Genomic DNA, 17,767 nt, shown 5'->3' on the forward strand with positions numbered 1-17,767 from the left:
CGAATGGCAAGAGGCGCCAGACTGCCGGTGGAATGCAGCGCGGCGTGGCTGCCATCGAGTTCGCGATGGTCTTTGTCATCCTGTTCAGCGTGCTGTATGCACTGGCGACCTTCGGAGCGGTGTTTTATGTGCAGCAGTCGATCACGCGAGCATCGGAAGAAGGGGCGCGGACTGTGGGCCTGCTTACGCCAGCACCAACTGCAGGCGATCAGCGCGTCAAGGATGCTGTGTACGACTCACTTGCCAACTCGATAGTGGTTCCCGCGTCGGCCAACACCAGCATTGCAGCGCGACGCAGTTGGATCATCGCCAACGTTCCGGTGGACGTGGCCCGCAGCACTCCGAGCAGCCCGGGAGCCTACATCCGCTATGTAGTCACCGTAAGGTACCCCTATAGCGCAAACCAGCTACTACCCACGATTCCACTGGTGGAGCAATGGATGCCCGATCAATTGCAAAGCCGGACAACCGCCGCGCTTCAAGCGTCTTGAAGGGCATCTTCGACATGAACGCTGCATTTCAGAATCACCCTCGCCACAAGCGAATCCGTGGTTCGGTCCTCATCAACACGGCAATCGCGATGAGCTTGATCGTCATCACTCTGATCGGTACCGAGATCGGCTTCATGTACTTCATGAAGCGGGAATTCCAGAAGGCGGCGGACCTTGCCGCGCTGGCGGGTGCACAGCAGATCCGCAGCGGCTGCACCGCAGCGAGTACCGCGGCGCAATCGAACGCAAACGGCACCTCGGCAAGCGATACGGCACGCAATATGCCTATTGGTTTCTCGCTGGTCGCAAGTGAAGTGCAATGCGGCTATTGGGACAGGGCCACCAGCTTCCAGTCTCCCGCGACCTCCGGCACTCCGAATGCAGTACGTGTGAGCTTTCAGAAGGAGACTGTGAAACTTCTGCCTTTCTTCGACGGCAATCGCATCATCAGCGTCAATGCCGTGGCTGCACTGAGTGCTCCGCTTGCTTCATTTTCCATCGGCACCAAGCTCGTCGAGATCAGCGGCGATTCACTGCTGGGACGGGCGCTCAAAGGCATCGGCCTCAATCTATCCGGCTCATTGGTTGGCTATGACGGTCTTGCCCAACTGAAAGTGACACCGACTGGCTTGTTGGAAAAACTGGGAATACCAGTCAATGCAGACATCACCGTAGGGGAGTTGAATGCACTTCTCAACGCAAAGACCGTCACGCTCGCCCAGTTATTAGACGCAACGGTACAAGCGGCAGGTGCTGACAACGACTTGCTGGCAAGCAACATCCTGTTGCTAAACGCCATCCAGGCCAAGCTGGGCCTCTCAGGATTGACTGTTCCCCTGGGATCCCTGCTACAAATCACAGCACCCGATGGCCCGGCGGGCGCAGCATTGGATGTGGGGATCAATGCACTCGATATTCTTTCTACCGGTATCGGTATTGCCACGCAAAAACACGCCATCGCGATCAACGACTTGAGCGCAGCAAATCTCATCAAGTCCCGGGTTGCACTGATCGAGCCGCCCTCAATCGCCGTAGGCGGTGTCGGAGCGACTGCGTACACCGGGCAACTAAGAACCTATGTCCAGATCGATACAGGCAATCTCCCCATCGTGGGCAGCCTTGTACGGCTGAAACTGCCGATCATGATTGACGCAATCAACGGCAAGGGAACTCTCACGCAGATGTGCACGCCCGAGTTGAGAACACCAGCAGGCGTCGATCGTGCACGCATCGACGTGCAAGCATCGATTCTCAAGGTCTGCGTAGGTAAGCCGGGAGCTGATCCCGCGAAGGAAGATGAGATTTTCTCAACCAGCGCCAGCTGCGAAACCAATCTTCAGAACGAGCAGTTGCTGAACGTGGGGCTCCTTGGCATCAATTTGGTTTCGCTCAACACTCAACTCAAGATCGATGCGTTGCCACTTCCGCCGAACTCCGCCGTGATATTGGCACAGTCCGAGACCGGCACGCTGGGCAACGATCTGCTAATTGGAACGACCGTTTCGAATATCACCAATGCCTTGCTGGCATCACTCTTGGCAAATTCACTGAGCCAATCAGCGCCCCTGACCGATGCACAGCGCCAGGCCATGGCGACGGATCTTTGGGGAAAACCTCCTTGCGGTGCGAACGACAGTGCTTGCCGAAAAGCACGACTGACAACGGTCAACAACAGGATCACAACAGCGGCCAACGGTCTCGGCGGTTTTCTCGGCAACTTGGGCACAGATACAGTGAGCATCTTGAACCAGCTGCTGACACTGGATGTCGCCGGTCTTATTTCTGGAATCCTCAATTTGGTGGGTGGCCTTCTCAACAATGTAGGAGACGTACTAAACGGCATCCTTGGTGGCCTCCTAGGCAATACATGCACAGGAGGAGGCCTACTCGGCGGCTATGGCTCGGATGCCGGATGCATCAGCAAGATCGCGGACAGCTTGAAGAATTCGTCCAGCAGCGGAAGCGGGTCGACACCGAATGCAGTTACCTCCCTAGTTGGCTTCTTGCTTCAACTGTTGCAGCCGATTCTTGACGCCCTAGGCACCCAAATACTCACTCCTCTACTGCAGAACGTCCTCGGACTTCACCTGGGTCAAGTAGACGTCAATCTCCGTACTCTGGATTGCAATGCCGCACCATCGCTCGTCTATTGAGTTGCCCCAATCTGCAGACCTAAGCGTCGACCAATTCAAGCGTTCATGACCTCCCCCGCCAATTTCGACGAACTCGACCTCTTTGTCTGGGAAGGCAAGGCAGACATCCTCGACCGCATCGCGCGGTGCATGGCGAGCTTCGACGTGGAGGTCATCCGGGCCGACGGCATGCCGACGCCGCATCCGGAGCAGGGGGCTGCGCTGCGGCCTTCGGTGGCGATCATCAGCGTGACGGTCATCGACGGCGGAGGGCTGGCGCATGCGACGGAGCTGCTGCAGGGCATGCCGGTGATCTGGGTGGCGGCCGGCTCGCGCGAGCGCGACTCGCGCACCTATCCGCCCGAGTACCTGCACGTGCTGCCCTACGACTTCACCTGCGCCGAGTTGCGCACGATGGTCGCGAAGCTGGTGCGCCAGCTGCGTGCGCGCGAGGTGGCGCCACAGGCGCCCGACGTGCTGGTGGCGCATTCCGATGCGATGAAGGCGCTGCTGGCCGAAGTGGGCGCGTTCGCCGACTGCGACCACAGCGTGCTGGTGCGCGGCGAAACCGGCGTGGGCAAGGAGCGCATCGCGCAGCAGCTGCACCTGGGCCACCAGCGCTACGGCAAGGGCGCGTTCGTGGCGGTGAACTGCGGCGCGATTCCCGACGGTCTTTTCGAGTCGCTCTTCTTCGGCCACACCAAGGGTTCTTTCACGGGCGCGGTGCATGCGCATCGCGGCTACTTCGAGCAGGCCACGGGCGGCACGCTGTTCCTCGACGAGATCGGCGACCTGCCGCGCTACCAGCAGGTGAAGCTGCTGCGCGTGCTGGAAGACAACGCGGTCACGCGGCTGGGCGCGACGGCGCCGGTGCGGGTGGACTTCCGGCTGGTGGCGGCCACCAACCGCAACCTGCGCGAGATGGTGGCCAGCGGCGAGTTCCGCGCCGACCTGTTCTACCGCCTCGCGGTGATCGAGCTGCACGTGCCCAGCCTCGAGGAGCGCGGCGAGATCGACAAGATCGCGATCTTCAAGGCACTGCTGAGCAACGTGCTCGGCGACGAACTCGAAGCGCTCGGCGAGACACCGCACTGGCTCAGCGATGCTGTTGCCGAGACCTACTTCCCCGGCAACGTGCGGCAGCTGCGCAATCTCGCGGAGCGCGTGGGCGTGATCGCTCGGCAGCTGCACGGCTGGGACCAGAACCTGATCCAGCGCGCCATCGCGCTCACGCGCGGAACGCCGGCACCGGCTGCATCGGCCGGCAACGGCATGAACGGCAATGGCGGCGGCCTCGGCGCGATCGACGGCAGCGCCGACCGCAAGGGCTGGAACAGCAGCGAGCGCAACCGCATCATCGCGGCGCTGGAGATCAACGACTGGAAGCGCCAGGACACGGCGCAGCACCTGGGCATCAGCCGCAAGGTGCTGTGGGAAAAAATGCGCAAGTACCAGATCCTCGACGGCGAACCGGGCATTCCGGAAGAACAATAGGCTCTCCCCCAGGCTGCGCGGCACTTCGTGTCCGCTTCGCCAACCCCCTTCCGGGGGCAACACCTGCGGCCCGGCAGAGCCGGTTCCGCGGTGTTCCCGAATTGGCTTCGCTTCGCTTGCCTCGTGTTTATGGGATCGAGAGACGTTGTGCTCTGCGTAGCGCAGGCGGCGCGCCGGCTGCTCCCGTCGCGCGTTCGGCCACCACCGGCTCGCTCGCGCAGGCCGTATTGCTCGAGATGCACAGCTTCGCAAGCAGCCCGTCTTCGGTCAGCACCTGGCGGCTAGGCGCGCCGAAGAGGCGGTCGATCCAGTTGTTGGGGCCGTTGGGGTCGATGCGCAGTTCGCCGGTGGTGCGCGCCAGGCGCAGCTCGGAGATGCGCAGGTCGAAGACGCCGTCGACGTAGTCGAACAGCAGCGTGTAGTAGTCGAGCTGGGCGTCGAGCACCTTGGGCAGGGTCTCGCGGCCGAACTCCATCAGGCGGCGGCGGCCGCGGAAGGCCTGGCCGGCGGTGCTGACGGCTTCCATCAGCTGCTTCTCGCGCTCGCGGCCCGAGACGGTGCGCGACCACGAGGCCGACGTGAGCTCGAACAGGTTGAGCTTCACGCCCTCGAGCTTGGCCTCCTGGTTGGCGACTTCGGCCAGCGCCGACTTCATGCGCAACTGGCGGTCGAAGCCGTTGCCGAAGTTCCAGTTGAGTTCGAAGGCGGCGCGCGTCGGGTCCTGCGGAGAAACGCCGCGTGGGTCGCGGCTCTTCACGAGCACGGCGTCGAGCGTGGGGTAGAGGCTCGCATCCTGCTGGTCGGCAAGCGCCCTCGCCCGCTCGATGCGGCCCAGCGCCTCGGCGATCTCGGTGCTGCGCGACTCGGCACGGCGCAGCGCCTCTTCCTGCGAGCCGATGCGCCACTGCACCGGCGCCGCGAGCACCGGCAGCGATTCGGCGTTCGGCGAGAACTTGAAGTAGTTGCGGAACTTGGCCATCGCCTCGTCGCGCTGCGCCTCGAAGTCGGACTCGCGCGCGGCCACCAGCGCGCGGCGCGAGGCCGCCATGTTCAGGTCGTTGTCGCCGCTCACGCCCAGCGCCACGCGGCGGGCCTCGGCCTTCGAGAGTTCGGCCACCACCTCGGTGGCCTTGTGCGCGATCTGCTTCTTGAGGTCGAAGCGCTGCACCTGCAGGTAGGCGGTGAGCGCGTCCAGCACCACCTTCTGCGAGGTGGTGACGACGGCCTCGTCGTCGGCCTGGTTGCCGGCTTCGGCGGCGCGCTGGGCGGCGCTCATGGCGCCGCCGTCGATCAGGCTCACGCGGGCTTCGGCTGTCAGCACCGTGTAGCTCTGCGTCTTGGCGTTGGCCGCGCCGCTGTTGTAGTTGCCCGATGAGGTGCCGACCTTGAACTTCGGATAGCGCGCCTGCTTGGCGGCGTCCACGCCGTAGCTGCTGGTGTTGGCGGCCGCCTGCATGGTCTGCACTTCGGGGTAGTCCTGCGACAGCGCGATCAGCGCCTGCTTCACCTGCTGCGCGTAGCTGGCGGCGCCGAGCGAAGGCGGCGACAGCCTGCGCGCGACCGTGAGCCTGGCGGCGCTTTCCATCTCCTGCTGCTGCAGCAGGTGCTCCGGCAGCGGCTGTTGCTGCTCCTGGGCGTACGCAGGCGGCAGCGCGAAGCCCGCGCACAGCGCCGCGCAGACGGCGCCGGTGCCAACGCGGCGCAGATCGACCGGTTTGCGGTACTTCATGGTTCGCGGAAAGCTTCGCGGCGAAGCTTGAGAACAGGTCGCAGGATGTACCAGATGAACGGGTCGGTGCCCACGCGCAGGTCCACCTCGGACTCCATGCCGGCGGTGATGCGGTTCTCGACGCGGCCCACGTGCGACTGCGACATGCTGATGAGCAGCCGGTAGTAGGGCGCGCCGTTGGAGATGGCGGGGTCGCGGTCGGCGTCGGCCGCCACCAGCCTGACCTTGCCGTCGACCGCGCCGTAGCGCAGGTAGTCGTAGGCGGTGATCTTCACGCGCGCCTCCTGGCCCACTTCGATGAAGCCGCGGTCGTTGGGGTTGAGCCGCGCCTCGACCATGATCTCGTCCTCGTCGGGCACCACTTCGAGAATCGATTCGCCCGGCTTCACCACCCACCCCGGGCTGGAGTTGCGCAGCCCCTTCACGATGCCGTCGGAAGGCGCCTTCACCACGGTGCGCGAGCGCTGCGTGCGCGCACGCGCCAGGTCTTCGCTCAGGCTCGCGAACTGGCGCTCGACGGTGGCCAGTTCGTCCGACGCGCGGCGGCGGAAGCGCCCCTCGGCCTCCGCCATCTTGGCCTGCGCCTCGGTGATGGAGGCGTTGGCGGAAACCACGCCCTGGCGCGCCACCGCGAGTTCGCTGCGCACGCTCTCGGCCTGGCGGCGCTTCTCCAGCACTTCGACCTGGCCCACCAGCTTCTCGCTGAGCAGCTGTTCGGAAATTTCCAGCTCCTTCTGCATCAGCGCGAGCCGGTCGCTCAGGCCCTTGACCTTGGCCTCCTGCTCCAGCTTCTTGCTGCGCGCCTGCTCCAGGCCCGACACCGCGCCGGCCATCACGCCGCGCTGCTCGAGCGCGCGCGCCTGGTAGGCGCCGGTCTCGCCTTCGAACACGCCCTCGTCGATGTCGGTCGCGAAAGACTGCCGCGTGAGCGGCTGGCCACGGCTCTCGGCCATGAGCCGTACGCGCGTGGCCTGCGTGGCGGCGTAGCGGGCGGTGAGCTCCTCGAGGTTGAGGCCGCTGCCGCCCAGGTCGATCTCGACCAGCGACTGGCCCTGCTTGACCTTCTCGCCCTCCTTCACCAGCACGTTGCTGACGATGCCGCCTTCCAGATGCTGGATGGATTTCACGCGGTCCGAAGGGATCACGCGGCCTGGCGCGACCACCACGGTCTCCATCGGAAAGCCGAGGCCGACCAGCGCGAGCACGGCGATGGCACCGCCGATGATCCACTGTCGCCGCCTTCCCTGCGGCGAGGTCTGGGCCGCGCGCTTCTCGTTCTCGTCCTGAAGAATCTGCGGCAGGTCTGATTTCAAGTCGCGTCCCCGATCACTCTTCGTTCGTCACTCATCACATCGCCAGTCGATCACGCCATCGAGCGGGAAGCCGGGGAGGCTCCCGCCGCGCCGTCCTCCGCGTCGCCCAGCGCCACCAGCGGCTTCTTCACGCCGAACAGCTTCGGCACCATCACCGCCGCCGTGCCCTGTTCCACGTTGCCCATGCCGGTGACGTGGTAGACCACGTTGGCGGCCGAGACGATGCGGAGCGAGTGCGTGACCACCACCACGGTGCGAACCTTGGCCACCGCAAGCAGCGTGGCGAGCAGGTTGCGCTCGCTCTGGAAATCGAGGTCGTTGCTGGGCTCGTCGAGCACCAGCACCGAAGGCTTGCGCAGGAAGCTCATGGCCAGCGCGAGCTTGCGCCGCTCGCCCACCGACACGCCGGTGCCGCCTTCGCCGATCATGGTGCGGTAGCCGTCGGGCAGCCGCGAGATGAAGTCGTGCGCGCCCGAGAGCTTGCAGGCTGCGACGATCTGCTCGTCGCTCTGGCCCGGCGCGTTGCGGCGCATCACGTCGATCATCGATCCGCCGAACCAGTAGACCTCCTGCGAGAGATAGCTGATCCAGCGCGAGAGCTCCTCGCGGCCGAACTGCGAGAGGTCGTACTCGCCGATGCTCACGATGCCGCGCGTGGGCGTGTACAGGCCCGACAGCAGCTTCACCAGCGTGGACTTGCCCGCGCCGTTGCGCCCGACGATCACGTGCAGGCCGCCTGGGCCGATGTCGAGGTCGACGTTCTCCAGCACCGGCTGCTGCGCGGTCTCGGTGAAGCTGAAGCTCACGTCCTTCAGCGTGATGCGGCCCAGCGGTTGGGGCAGCGTCATGCCCGTGGGCGGCTTCTCGACCGGCTCGCGCAGCACGGTCTCCAGCCGCTTGGCGGCTTCCTTGGCGGTGGCCAGCGAGCGCCAGTTCGACACCAGCCCGGCCACCGGCTGCAGCGCCTTCAGCGCCAGCATGTTCGATGCGACCAGACCGCCCACCGTCATCCACTGCTCCATCACCGAGACGGCGCCCACGGTCACGACGACGACCGAGAAGACGGTGAGCAGCACGGTGGTGCCGTCGCGCGCGGTCTCGATCTGGCCGTTCTTGCTGAAGCTCTCGCCGAGCCAGGCGTTGTAGGTCTGGCGCCACATCTCGATGGTGGGGCCGTCGTTGGCCTGGGCCTTGAGCGTCTCGCGCGCGTTGCAGATCTCGGCGGTCACGCGTTCCAGGCCGCGCCCGCGCTGCACTTCCTCCACGCGGCCGGAACGCACCTCGTCGGCCCACCACCACGCCAGGAAGGACATGATGCCGAGGAACAGCACCACCACCGGCAGCACCGGCAGCGCGACGATGCCGATGACCACCAGCGCGAAGACGGCCATGGGCAGGTCGAAGATGGATTGCGCCAGCCCGCCGGTGATGGTGCCGCGCACCGAGGCCACGTCGCGGAAGTACAGGTGCCACACCGACGCCGGCCGCGCTTCCAGCGCGCGCAGCGGGCGGCCCAGCATCGAGTTCAGCAGCGCGCCCGAGACGCCGTGGTCGACGATGGCGCCCGCGTTGCGCAGCAGGCGCGAGCGGCGCGTGCGCAGCCAGAATTCGATGCACAGGAAGAACAGGATGCCGCTGACCAGCGCGGCGAGCGTGGAAGTGCCGCTGCGCGAGAGCACGCGGTCATAAACCTGCAGCAGGAAGATGGAAGGCAGCAGCCCGAACAGGCTGATGGGCAGCGAGCGCCATGCCGCGCTTTTCACCAGCGGGTAGGCCGCGCGGAACGCGGCGTTCAACGCACCCGCGTAGGGACTGGCGCCGGGCTCGTCCGGGGTCTCGGCAACCAGTTGGCTGGGCAGGAGGAACTTGATCATTGTAAAGAGCCGGTCCGTCGTGCAGTGACGCCTGCCTCATTATCAACTGTTACCCAGCTGTTACAAGGCAAATATTCACTCGCGGTGCGCTTCAAACACACATCAGCACGGCAACCTCTGCCCCTTCGCCACATCGGCCCTGATCCCGTGAACCGGCACCGGTTGCGCGGCGCTTCCCGTTACCGCGCAACCGGCCGGCCTCCCTGCGCTGACCTCCCCTTTTCGCCCCGACGACAGATCCTGCGCGAACACCAGCGCGATGTTGGCGCACAGCAGCATGCAAAGCACCCATGCGCACAGCAGCTGCAGCCAGCCCAGCCACCAGTGGCGCGCGACCGGCTGTCGCTTGACCGGAGCCTCGTATCCGAAGGCCGAGTGCAGAAGTGCGTTCAATCTCATGGCAGTGCTTTCAAAACCCGGGCGAGGCGCGAAAGGCCCACGCCCGCGGAACTCTTCGCCAGCACCCAGTCGCCGGGCTGAAGCAGCCCGCCGAGCGCTGTCGACAGATCGGATACATCGACGAACCAGTGCGAGCGGACCTTGGTGCGGATGCGCGCATGCAGCGCGCGCATCAGCGGGCCGCACAGCAGCACGCGGTCGGGCTGCGATGCGAGGAGCTCGGCCTCGAGGTCGAGGTGATGGCGTTGCGCGGCGGGGCCGAGCTCCTGCATGTCGCCGAGGATCGCCACGCGCCGCGCCGGCTCGCAGGGTGCCTGCGACAGCAGCTCCAGCGCCGCGCGCATCGAGCTCGGGTTGGCGTCGTAGGTCTCGTCGATCAGCTTGAAGCTGCCGCCGCCGATGTGGATGGTGTGCAGCGCGCCGCGTCCGCCCGGCGGCTCGAAATGCGCGAAGGGCTCGACCGCAGCGGCCAGCGGCAGGCGCATGGCCTGCAGCGCGGCGAGCGCGGCGATGGCGCTCGCGCCCATGTGCCGGCCCGGCGCGTTCAGCCGCAGCTGGAAGGGCTCGCCCGCCACCAGCGCCTGCACCTCGCCGTGGTCGAAGGCCAGCAGGCGCACGTCGGCGTCGCGGTGCTCGCCGCAGGTCACGATCTGCAGCTGCTGCGCCATCGCCGCTTCGGCGAAGGTGGCGAACTCGGGCATGTCGCGGTTGAGCACCACCGAATCGCCCGGCGCCATGGCCTGGAAGATCCGGCTGTCCATGCGCGCGGCGGCCTCGCTCGGGCCGCGGTGCTTCTGCGACGCGGCGGAAAGCCCCGTCACCACGACGAGCGAAGGCCGCACCAACTGGGCCGACGCCGGCATGTGCGAGGTGCCCATCTCCAGCACCCAGTAGGCGGCGTGCCTGGGCATGCAGGTCATGTTCCACGCGATGCCCGAAGGCAGGCTCACGTTGCCCTCGGGCTGGCCGACCTCGCCCCACACTGTGAGCGCGCCGGCCAGCATCGCGGCCACGGTACTGCTGCCCGCGCCACTGCCGAGCACGCCGCACACGCGGCCGGTGAACTCGGCGCGCGCATGGTCGCCGAGCTCCAGCACCGCCTGCAGCACGTTCTGCACCTTGAGCACGGGCACGCGCTTGTCGAGGTGCGGCTTGGGGTCGGAGCACAGCACCGCGGCGGCCGGCTGCAGCACGCCCTTGAGCGTGACGGCGGCCAGCGGCGTCCTGGAAGGCCGCGTCTGGTGGTCGAACACCACGCGGCCCTTGCGCATGAAGGAGCGCTGCGCCACGCCCGCGGCGCGCCAGCCGTCCTCGGGCTTGACGATCCACTCGCCGCCGGTCACGCGCGCCATCTCGCTGGCGGTCCACACGGCGCCGTCGTCGCGTCCGCCACCGGAGCCCGTGCCCGCCGCACCGGGCGCCGCGCGGCGCTCCACCAGGTAGCGGTGGTAGGCGGCGAAGCCCGAGAGGTACTGCTCCACGTCGTCGATGCGCACGCGGAACGAGTGATGGCGGATGAAGAACGAGCCCACCACCGCCGAGGGCCGGCGGAAGTACATCGCCATCTCGGGCCAGAAGAAGCCGTTGAGCAGGTAGTGCGCGCGGTAGTCGAGCGCGCGGTAGAACTTCTCGGTGTCGAGTTCGTCCAGAAGGTGCCGCATCGCGGGCATGCCTTCGAGCCGCTGGAGCATCTGCTGCGCGGCCAGCATGAGTTCGAGCAGCGTCGGGAAGGTGGTCTTCCGGTCGAGCACGAAGTCGAGATACCCCGCCACGTTCTGCAGGCCGAAGCGGAAATACTTCTCCTGCGGGCTCCAGTGCGTGAGTTCGCACACGCAGCAGCTGAGCCAGTGATCATGCGCCTGCCAGTGCTGGCTGGCGATGAAATGGTCGAAGGCCTTCTCCACCACCGCCAGCCACTGCGGCTCGCGCGTGAGCGAGTAAAGGCGCATGAGCGCGAAGGCCGCCTCGCCGTCGTAGTAGATGATGCGCGAGGCCTGCTTGACCGTGAGGTCGGCCGCGTGCAGCACGTGGTTGAAGCGGCCGGTGGCCGCATCCTGCATCGAGGCGATGCCCAGCGCGAGCTTCTCCAGCAGCGGCAGCCAGCGACGCGTGTCCATCAGCTCGCAGTACTTCACCAGCGCGAGCACGCAGGCCGCGTTGCCGCCGAGCTTGATCTCGCCGCCGGTGTCGACCAGGAAGGCCACCGCGCGCCCGTCGAGCAGCGTGTACTCGCGGATCAGCGAGATGGTGAGATGGTCCAGCGCCCGGTCGATGGCCGCGCGCAGCGTCTCGTCGCGCGTGAGCTCCCACGACTCGAGCATCGCGTAGACCGCGCTCGCGTGGCGCATCGCGTCGTAGGTGGGAATGCGGCGGTCGAAGCACGGGAAGTAGCCGTACACGAAGAGGCCGTCGCTCTGCACCTGGCGCGCCAGGTACGACGAGCCGCTGCGCACCAAATCCATCACCGACTGCGGATTGAGCGCCGGCAGCTGCCTGCGGCCCGCGTCGAGCCCCGTGCCCACGAGCTTGTGCACCACGCCGTCGGGCTGGCAGAACACGCCCACGGTCGCCAGCAGGTAGACGGGCTGGTCCGAGGGCATGTCCAGCGGCGGCGAGCACTCGAAGCGCGCCTGCCCGTAGACCTCGAAGTTGCGCGCGTTCACCACCGAGTGCGCGATGGTCGAGTCGCCGCACAGCATGGCGTTGGCATTGAGTTCCTGCTCGGTGAAGGCGAGCGTGAAATCCTTGTCGAAGGCCAGGCCGAGGCGGAAGTAGTTGCGCTTGACGGCCGTGAGCTGCGTCTTGAACTGGGCCCAGTCCATAGGGCTCGCGCCCTCGACCCAGTCGATGCGCAGCCACGGCGAGACGATGCCGCGCTCGCGCACCCAGCGCTCGACGTGGCCGGCGCCTTCGCGCCACGCGGTCTCGAAGTCGGCGGCCCGCGCGTGCACCACGTGCGCGCGCTGCGCGCCGTCGCTGACCGAGAAGAACAGCGTGAACGCCGGGTAAGGCGCAGGCAGCGCCGCGCACACCGACGCGAGGCGTTCGTGGCAGGCGTGGAGCTGGTCTGGGAAGGACATCATTCGGCCCCGTTCGGATGCGGGAAACCGGCCACGCCCGTCATCTGCTTTCGCTCTGGTGACTTGTGCGTGGTCCGGGGACTGCCACCACCGAGGTCATCGCGGTGACCCGGCTTCAGCGATAGCTGAATTCGGCTCGGCGATTGAGCTGATAGCCCTCCTCGGTGGTCTCGAGCGATGCCGGTTTCTCCAGGCCCCAGCTGATGGCCTCGATGCGCTCGGCGGGCACGCCCAGCTGCGTGAGCGCGCGCTGCACCGCGTCGGCGCGGCGCTGGCCCAGAGCCAGGTTGTATTCGCGGCCGCCGCGCTGGTCGGTGTGGCCTTCGATCACGACCCTGCTCTGCGGCCGGTTGCGCATGAAGCTGGCGTGAGCTTCCACGACGTTCCGGTCGGCGGGCCTGATGTTGTATTTGTCGAAGTCGAAATAGACGATCTTCGGCACGCCGGCCGGTCCGTTCTGCACCGGTGGCGGCGGTGCCGGCTCCACCTTCGGCACCGCGGTCGCAGCCTTGTTCGAGTAGTAGTAGGTCGCATCGTCACGGCCGGTCTTGGGGGCCGCGCAGCCCACGAGGACTGCGCCGAGCGCGACGATGGCCACTGTCTGGAAATTCTTCTTCATATCGGTCCTTTCGCGGGACAGGCCGGTGGCGGCCTGTCCCTGGTGCTGCGGCAAGCTCCCTCGCCCCTCTTCCTTCTTGTGTTCTTTCTTCCGGTGTCCGCCGATCAGCCCAGCAGGCCGTGGAGGATGTTCGTCACCGGCGAAACCGTGTGCTCCACCAGGCTGGTGATCGGCGTCACGACTTCCGTCACCAGCGGGGTGACGGCATGTTCGACGCCGCTCGTCACGTTGCTGACGGCATCCGTCACCGGGGCAGCCGCCGTCGTGGCGCCAGACAGGATGTCGGTCACCGGCGCCGTCACGTCGTGCGCCGCGCTGGTCGCATTCGAGACGATCGGCGAGACGGCATCGGTCACGCCGCCAGCGACTTCGCTCACCGGCTGCAGGATGTTCGCCACCGGGCCGTCGCCACCGGTCAGGCCGCCGAGCAGGCTGCCCACCAGGCCGTCCTGGCCCAGGAGGCTGCCGACGAGGCCGTCGTTGCCGAGCACGCCATCCAGCAGGCCGCCCGTGTCGCCACCGGTCACGGAACCGAGCAGGCCGCCGACCAGGCCGTCGCTGCCGAGCACGCCATCCAGCAGGCCGCCTGCGTCGCCGCCGGTCACGGAACCGAGCAGGCCGCCGACCAGGCCGTCGCTGCCGAGTACGCCATCCAGCAGGCCGCCAGCGTCGCCGCCGGTCACGGAACCGAGCAGGCCGCCGACGAGGCCGTCGCTGCCGAGTACGCCATCCAGCAGGCCGCCAGCGTCGCCACCGGTCACGGAACCGAGCAGGCCGCCGACGAGGCCGTCGCTGCCGAGTACGCCATCCAGCAGGCCGCCAGCGTCGCCACCGGTCACGGTGCCGAGCAGGCCACCGACGAGGCCGTCGCTGCCGAGCACGCCGTCCAGCAGGCCGCCAGCGTCGCCGCCGGTCACGGAACCGAGCAGGCCGCCGACCAGGCCGTCGCTGCCGAGCACGCCGTCCAGCAGGCCGCCAGCGTCGCCGCCGGTCACGGAACCGAGCAGGCCGCCGACCAGGCCGTCGCTGCCGAGCACGCCATCCAGCAAGCCGCCAGCGTCACCGCCGGTCACGGAACCGAGCAGGCCGCCGACCAGGCCGTCGCTGCCGAGCACGCCATCCAGCAGACCGCCAGCATCGCCGCCGGTCAGACCACCCAGCAGACCGCCGACAAGGCCGTCGTCACCAAGCACACCGTCGAGCAGGCCACCAGCGTCGCCACCGGTCAGGCCACCCAGCAGACCACCGACCACGCCGTTGTCGCCGAGGACGCCGTCGAGCAGGCCGCCGGCGTCGCCGCCGGTCAGGCCACCCAGCAGGCCGCCGACCAGGCCGTCGTCGCCGAGGACGCCACCGAGCAGACCGCCGTCCCCACCGAGCACGCCGCCCAGCAGGCCGTCGTCACCCAGCACACCGCCGAGCAGGCCACCGTCGCCGCCCAGCACGCCACCCAGCAGGCCGTCGCCGGACAGGACGTTGGCCACGCCGTCGGTCAGGTAGTCGACTTGCGCCGTGACGCCGTTCAGCAGCGCGGCCGTCGTGTTCGTGCCGAGCAGCTGGTCGGTCAGCGGGCTCAGCAGGCCGGAGGCACCGCTCGCCACCTGGCCGACGAGGCCGTCGACCGGGTCGAGCACGTTGGGATCGTTTTCCGAGAAGCTGGTGCCGAGCACCGGGCCCAGCAGGCCGTCGACCGTGTCGGTCAGGCCGTCGGCGACGCCTACCACCGGTCCGAGAACATTGGTCAGGCCGAGCCCGCCCAGCGCGCCTTGGCCCAGGCCGTCGACCAGGTTGCCGAGCACGCCGTCGGCCGGGTCGAGCAGCGCCGCGCCGGTACCGGGGGTGCCGCCACCGCCGACGCCGTCCAGCAGACCGCCGAGCAGGCCGCCGACGATGCCGTCTTCACCGAGCAGGCCACCGACCGGGCCCTCTTCGCCCAGCACGCCGCCGACCAGGCCGCCAGGCCCGAACAGGCCGCCGGCGATGCCGCCGTCGCCGAGCACGCCGCCCAGCAGGCCGTCGTCACCGAGCAGGCCGCCGACAAGACCGTCGTCGCCGAGCAGGCCACCCACGAGGCCGTCGCCGCCCAGCAGGCCGCCGACCAGGCCGTCATCGCCCAGCAGGCCATCGCCACCGAGCAGGCCACCGGCGAGGCCGTCATCACCCAGCACGCCGCCGAGCAGGCCGTCATTGCCGAGCACGCCGCCCAGCAGGCCGTCGCTGCCCACCACGCCGCCGAGGAGACCGTCGTTGCCGAGCAGGCCACCCACGAGGCCGTCGTCACCCAGCAGGCCGCCGACCAGGCCATCGTCGCCAAGCACGCCGTCGAGCGCGCCACCAAGCAGGCCGCCTTCGCCACCGAGCAGGCCGCCCAGCGGGCTGTCGGCGAGGATGCCGGAGATGGCGCCGTCCTGGCCCAGCAGGCTGTCGACCAGGCCGCCGTGGCCCAGCAGTTCGCCGGTGAGGCCACCGCTGCCCAGCACGTTGGCCAGGGTGCCTTCGCCGCCCACCAGGCCGCCGACGAGGCCGTCGTTGCCGAGCAGGCCGCCCACCGCGCTGCCGTCGCCGAGCAGGCCGCCCAGCAGGCCGTCGTCGCCCAGCAGGCCGCCGGTCAGGCTGCCCACGGCGCCGTCGCCGAGCAGGCCGCCCACGACGCCGTCGCTGCCCAGCACGTTGCCGAGCACGCCGCCCAGGGCGCTGTCTTCACCGAGCAGGCCGCCGACGACGCCGTCCTCGCCGAGCAGGCCACCGACCAGGCCGTCTTCGGCCAGCAGGCCGTTCACGAGGCTGCCTTCGCCCAGCACGTTGTCGAGCGTGCCGCCCAGCAGGCCGTCGTTGCCCACGAGCTGGTCGGTGAGGCCGCCGAGGCCGAGCGCGTCGGTCAGGCCGCTGATGATGCCGTGGTCGCCGATGAGGTTGGTCAGGCCGTTGTCCAGCGCGTCGGTCAGGTAGTCGACCTGGCCCGCCACCGTGCCGAGGATGGCGCCGGTCGCACCCTGGCCCAGCAGGTTGTCGAGCGTGGGGCTCAGCGAGTCGCCCAGCAGGTCGGTGACGCCGCTCACGGTGTTGTCGATCGGGTCGAACTGGTTGGGGTCGTTCGGCGTGAACTCGCTGCCCAGCAGCGGAGCCAGCACGTCGTCGAGCGTGTCGGTCACGCCATCGACCGCGTTGGTGACCGGGGTGAGCGAGTCGCCCAGGCCGAGTGCGCCGCCAAGGCTGTCGGTGACGTGGTTGACGAGGCTGTCGCCGGGGTTGAGGAGGGCGTCTGCGTCGGCATCGGCATCGGCATCCGCATCGGCATCCGCATCGGCGTCCGCATCAGCATCAGCATCGGCGTCCGCATCAGCGTCGGCATCCGCATCCGCATCGGCGTCCGCATCAGCGTCAGCGTCGGCATCGGCATCGGCATCGGCATCGGCATCGGCATCGGCATCGGCATCGGCATCGGCATCGGCATCGGCATCGGCGTCAGCGTCAGCGTCAGCGTCGGCGTCGGCGTCGGCGTCGGCGTCAGCGTCAGCGTCGGCGTCAGCGTCGGCGTCAGCGTCAGCGTCAGCGTCAGCGTCAGCGTCAGCGTCAGCGTCAGCGTCAGCGTCAGCGTCAGCGTCAGCGTCAGCGTCAGCGTCAGCGTCAGCGTCGGCATCGGCATCGGCATCGGCGTCCGCATCGGCGTCACCGTCCGCATCCGCATCGGCATCGGCGTCCGCATCCGAGTCGGCGTCCGCGTCGGATTCACCGGGGTTGTTCGGGTTGCCCGAGCCGACGAGCAGCGGAACGACGCTGTCGCTGCCGCCGCCACCGCCGCTCAGGGCAGCGCCCAGCGCCGCGGCGCCCAGGGCGCCGAGTGCGAATTCGCCCAGCCCGATGCCACTGCCGGCAGCGAGCTTCTTGGTGACGGCCAGTGCAGCGGCGTCGGCGTCGCTATCGGGCGGGGTCACCTGCAGGTCGCCCGAGGCGACATCCACGTTCACCTGTTCGAGGCCGCCGGGCAGCTTGGTCGAGCCGATGGTGGCGTCGGTGCCGCCGGTGAACACACCTGCGAGCGGGGCCTTGTTGGTGGCCGATCCGGGGAAGAGGACATTGGCGTGGCCGTCCTGCGGGACGAGCACGCGGTCGCCGGCCATCAGTGTCTGATTGCCATCGACGGGAATGCTGACACCGTCGCGCATGACGGTGACGCCGGGCGTGGCGTTCGATAATGTGCCGATGCTGGCCGGGGCGGCAGCTGCGGCAGGAGCGGCCGGGCTCACCACGCCGGGAGTACCCAGCGGAGTGACGGTGGCCTGGGCGAGAACCACAGGGGCAGCGCCAGCGGCGGCAAGTCCCTCGGTCGAGTTGGTCGATGCTTGTTGAGCGGTCATTGGGCAGCCTCTGTGACAAAAGATGCCTACTCAGGGGCAACTAGCGTGCCGCTTTTGCGAGGCGCCATGCCGAAGCTGCCTCGAACACCGCAACTCGTTGATTCGTATGGAAAATTTTCTTTTTGCAGGGCCTCCGGCGGGGTGTGGAAACAGCTCGTAAGGAGGTCAATCGGCGATTCGTTACGTTACGAAGTAACGCCGCGTACCCGGAACGTCCGACACATCCGAGGCACCGCGAAGCCGCCGAAAAAGCAGTTCGCGCCGGCCCCTCCCTCTCA

10 protein-coding genes are annotated in these 17,767 nt (G+C 67.9%); 3 read left to right on the plus strand and 7 right to left on the minus strand.

Translation table 11 applies throughout. The features are described from left to right. Nucleotides 1–44: 44 nt before the first annotated feature. Genes ABL844_RS27275 through ABL844_RS27285 form a run of 3 tightly spaced genes read left to right on the plus strand, consistent with a single transcriptional unit; the run spans nt 45 to nt 4,117 of the window. Nucleotides 45–491: a TadE/TadG family type IV pilus assembly protein gene (locus tag ABL844_RS27275; RefSeq protein ID WP_418122727.1), complete on the plus strand. Its 447-nt coding sequence runs from the start codon at nt 45–47 to the stop codon at nt 489–491. Beyond that, nucleotides 488–2,644: a TadG family pilus assembly protein gene (locus ABL844_RS27280; protein ID WP_418129635.1), complete on the plus strand. Its 2,157-nt coding sequence runs from the start codon at nt 488–490 to the stop codon at nt 2,642–2,644. The genes ABL844_RS27275 and ABL844_RS27280 overlap by 4 nt, the downstream gene beginning before the upstream one ends. Nucleotides 2,645–2,689: 45 nt before the next feature. Further along, nucleotides 2,690–4,117 (plus strand): sigma 54-interacting transcriptional regulator, encoded by a 1,428-nt coding sequence (locus ABL844_RS27285; RefSeq protein WP_418122730.1) that lies wholly within the window; start codon nt 2,690–2,692, stop codon nt 4,115–4,117. Nucleotides 4,118–4,244: 127 nt separating this feature from the next. Here ABL844_RS27285 and ABL844_RS27290 read toward each other — a convergent pair whose 3' ends face one another. From ABL844_RS27290 to ABL844_RS27320, 7 genes are all read right to left on the minus strand, one after another. Beyond that, nucleotides 4,245–5,846 carry a TolC family protein gene (locus ABL844_RS27290; protein WP_184640779.1) on the minus strand — a complete coding sequence of 534 codons (1,602 nt, stop codon included), beginning with the start codon at nt 5,844–5,846 and terminating at the stop codon, nt 4,245–4,247. Further along, entirely contained in the window at nt 5,843–7,159 is a 1,317-nt protein-coding gene (locus ABL844_RS27295; protein WP_126023568.1) for an HlyD family type I secretion periplasmic adaptor subunit, read from the minus strand. The genes ABL844_RS27290 and ABL844_RS27295 overlap by 4 nt, the downstream gene beginning before the upstream one ends. A gap of 50 nt (nt 7,160–7,209) precedes the next feature. After that, nucleotides 7,210–9,033 carry a peptidase domain-containing ABC transporter gene (locus ABL844_RS27300; RefSeq protein WP_418129636.1) on the minus strand — a complete coding sequence of 608 codons (1,824 nt, stop codon included), beginning with the start codon at nt 9,031–9,033 and terminating at the stop codon, nt 7,210–7,212. A gap of 102 nt (nt 9,034–9,135) precedes the next feature. Beyond that, nucleotides 9,136–9,432 (minus strand): hypothetical protein, encoded by a 297-nt coding sequence (locus tag ABL844_RS27305; protein WP_418129637.1) that lies wholly within the window; start codon nt 9,430–9,432, stop codon nt 9,136–9,138. Next, the gene (locus tag ABL844_RS27310) at nt 9,429–12,515 is read right to left on the minus strand and encodes a glutamate ligase domain-containing protein (RefSeq protein WP_418129638.1); all 3,087 of its coding nucleotides are present in this window, start codon (nt 12,513–12,515) and stop codon (nt 9,429–9,431) included. The genes ABL844_RS27305 and ABL844_RS27310 overlap by 4 nt, the downstream gene beginning before the upstream one ends. Before the next feature lie 112 nt (nt 12,516–12,627). Continuing rightward, nucleotides 12,628–13,131, minus strand: coding sequence for a peptidoglycan-associated lipoprotein Pal (pal, locus tag ABL844_RS27315; protein WP_126023572.1), 504 nt, complete (start codon nt 13,129–13,131; stop codon nt 12,628–12,630). A 104-nt stretch (nt 13,132–13,235) separates the two neighbouring features. Beyond that, nucleotides 13,236–17,489: a hypothetical protein gene (locus tag ABL844_RS27320; RefSeq protein ID WP_418129639.1), complete on the minus strand. Its 4,254-nt coding sequence runs from the start codon at nt 17,487–17,489 to the stop codon at nt 13,236–13,238. Between the last annotated feature and the right edge of the window lie 278 nt (nt 17,490–17,767).

Origin of the sequence: Variovorax sp. 278MFTsu5.1 (assembly GCF_048305045.1) — a bacterium.
Lineage (GTDB): Bacteria > Pseudomonadota > Gammaproteobacteria > Burkholderiales > Burkholderiaceae_C > Variovorax > Variovorax guangxiensis.

Coding starts and splice junctions, on each gene's coding strand:
- ABL844_RS27285 (WP_418122730.1), top strand. CDS start 2,690: ATGACCTCCCCCGCCAATTTCGACGAACTCGACCTCTTTGTCTGGGAA.
- ABL844_RS27290 (WP_184640779.1), bottom strand. CDS start 5,846: ATGAAGTACCGCAAACCGGTCGATCTGCGCCGCGTTGGCACCGGCGCC.
- ABL844_RS27300 (WP_418129636.1), bottom strand. CDS start 9,033: ATGATCAAGTTCCTCCTGCCCAGCCAACTGGTTGCCGAGACCCCGGAC.
- ABL844_RS27305 (WP_418129637.1), bottom strand. CDS start 9,432: ATGAGATTGAACGCACTTCTGCACTCGGCCTTCGGATACGAGGCTCCG.
- ABL844_RS27310 (WP_418129638.1), bottom strand. CDS start 12,515: ATGATGTCCTTCCCAGACCAGCTCCACGCCTGCCACGAACGCCTCGCG.
- pal (WP_126023572.1), bottom strand. CDS start 13,131: ATGAAGAAGAATTTCCAGACAGTGGCCATCGTCGCGCTCGGCGCAGTC.
- ABL844_RS27320 (WP_418129639.1), bottom strand. CDS start 17,489: ATGACCGCTCAACAAGCATCGACCAACTCGACCGAGGGACTTGCCGCC.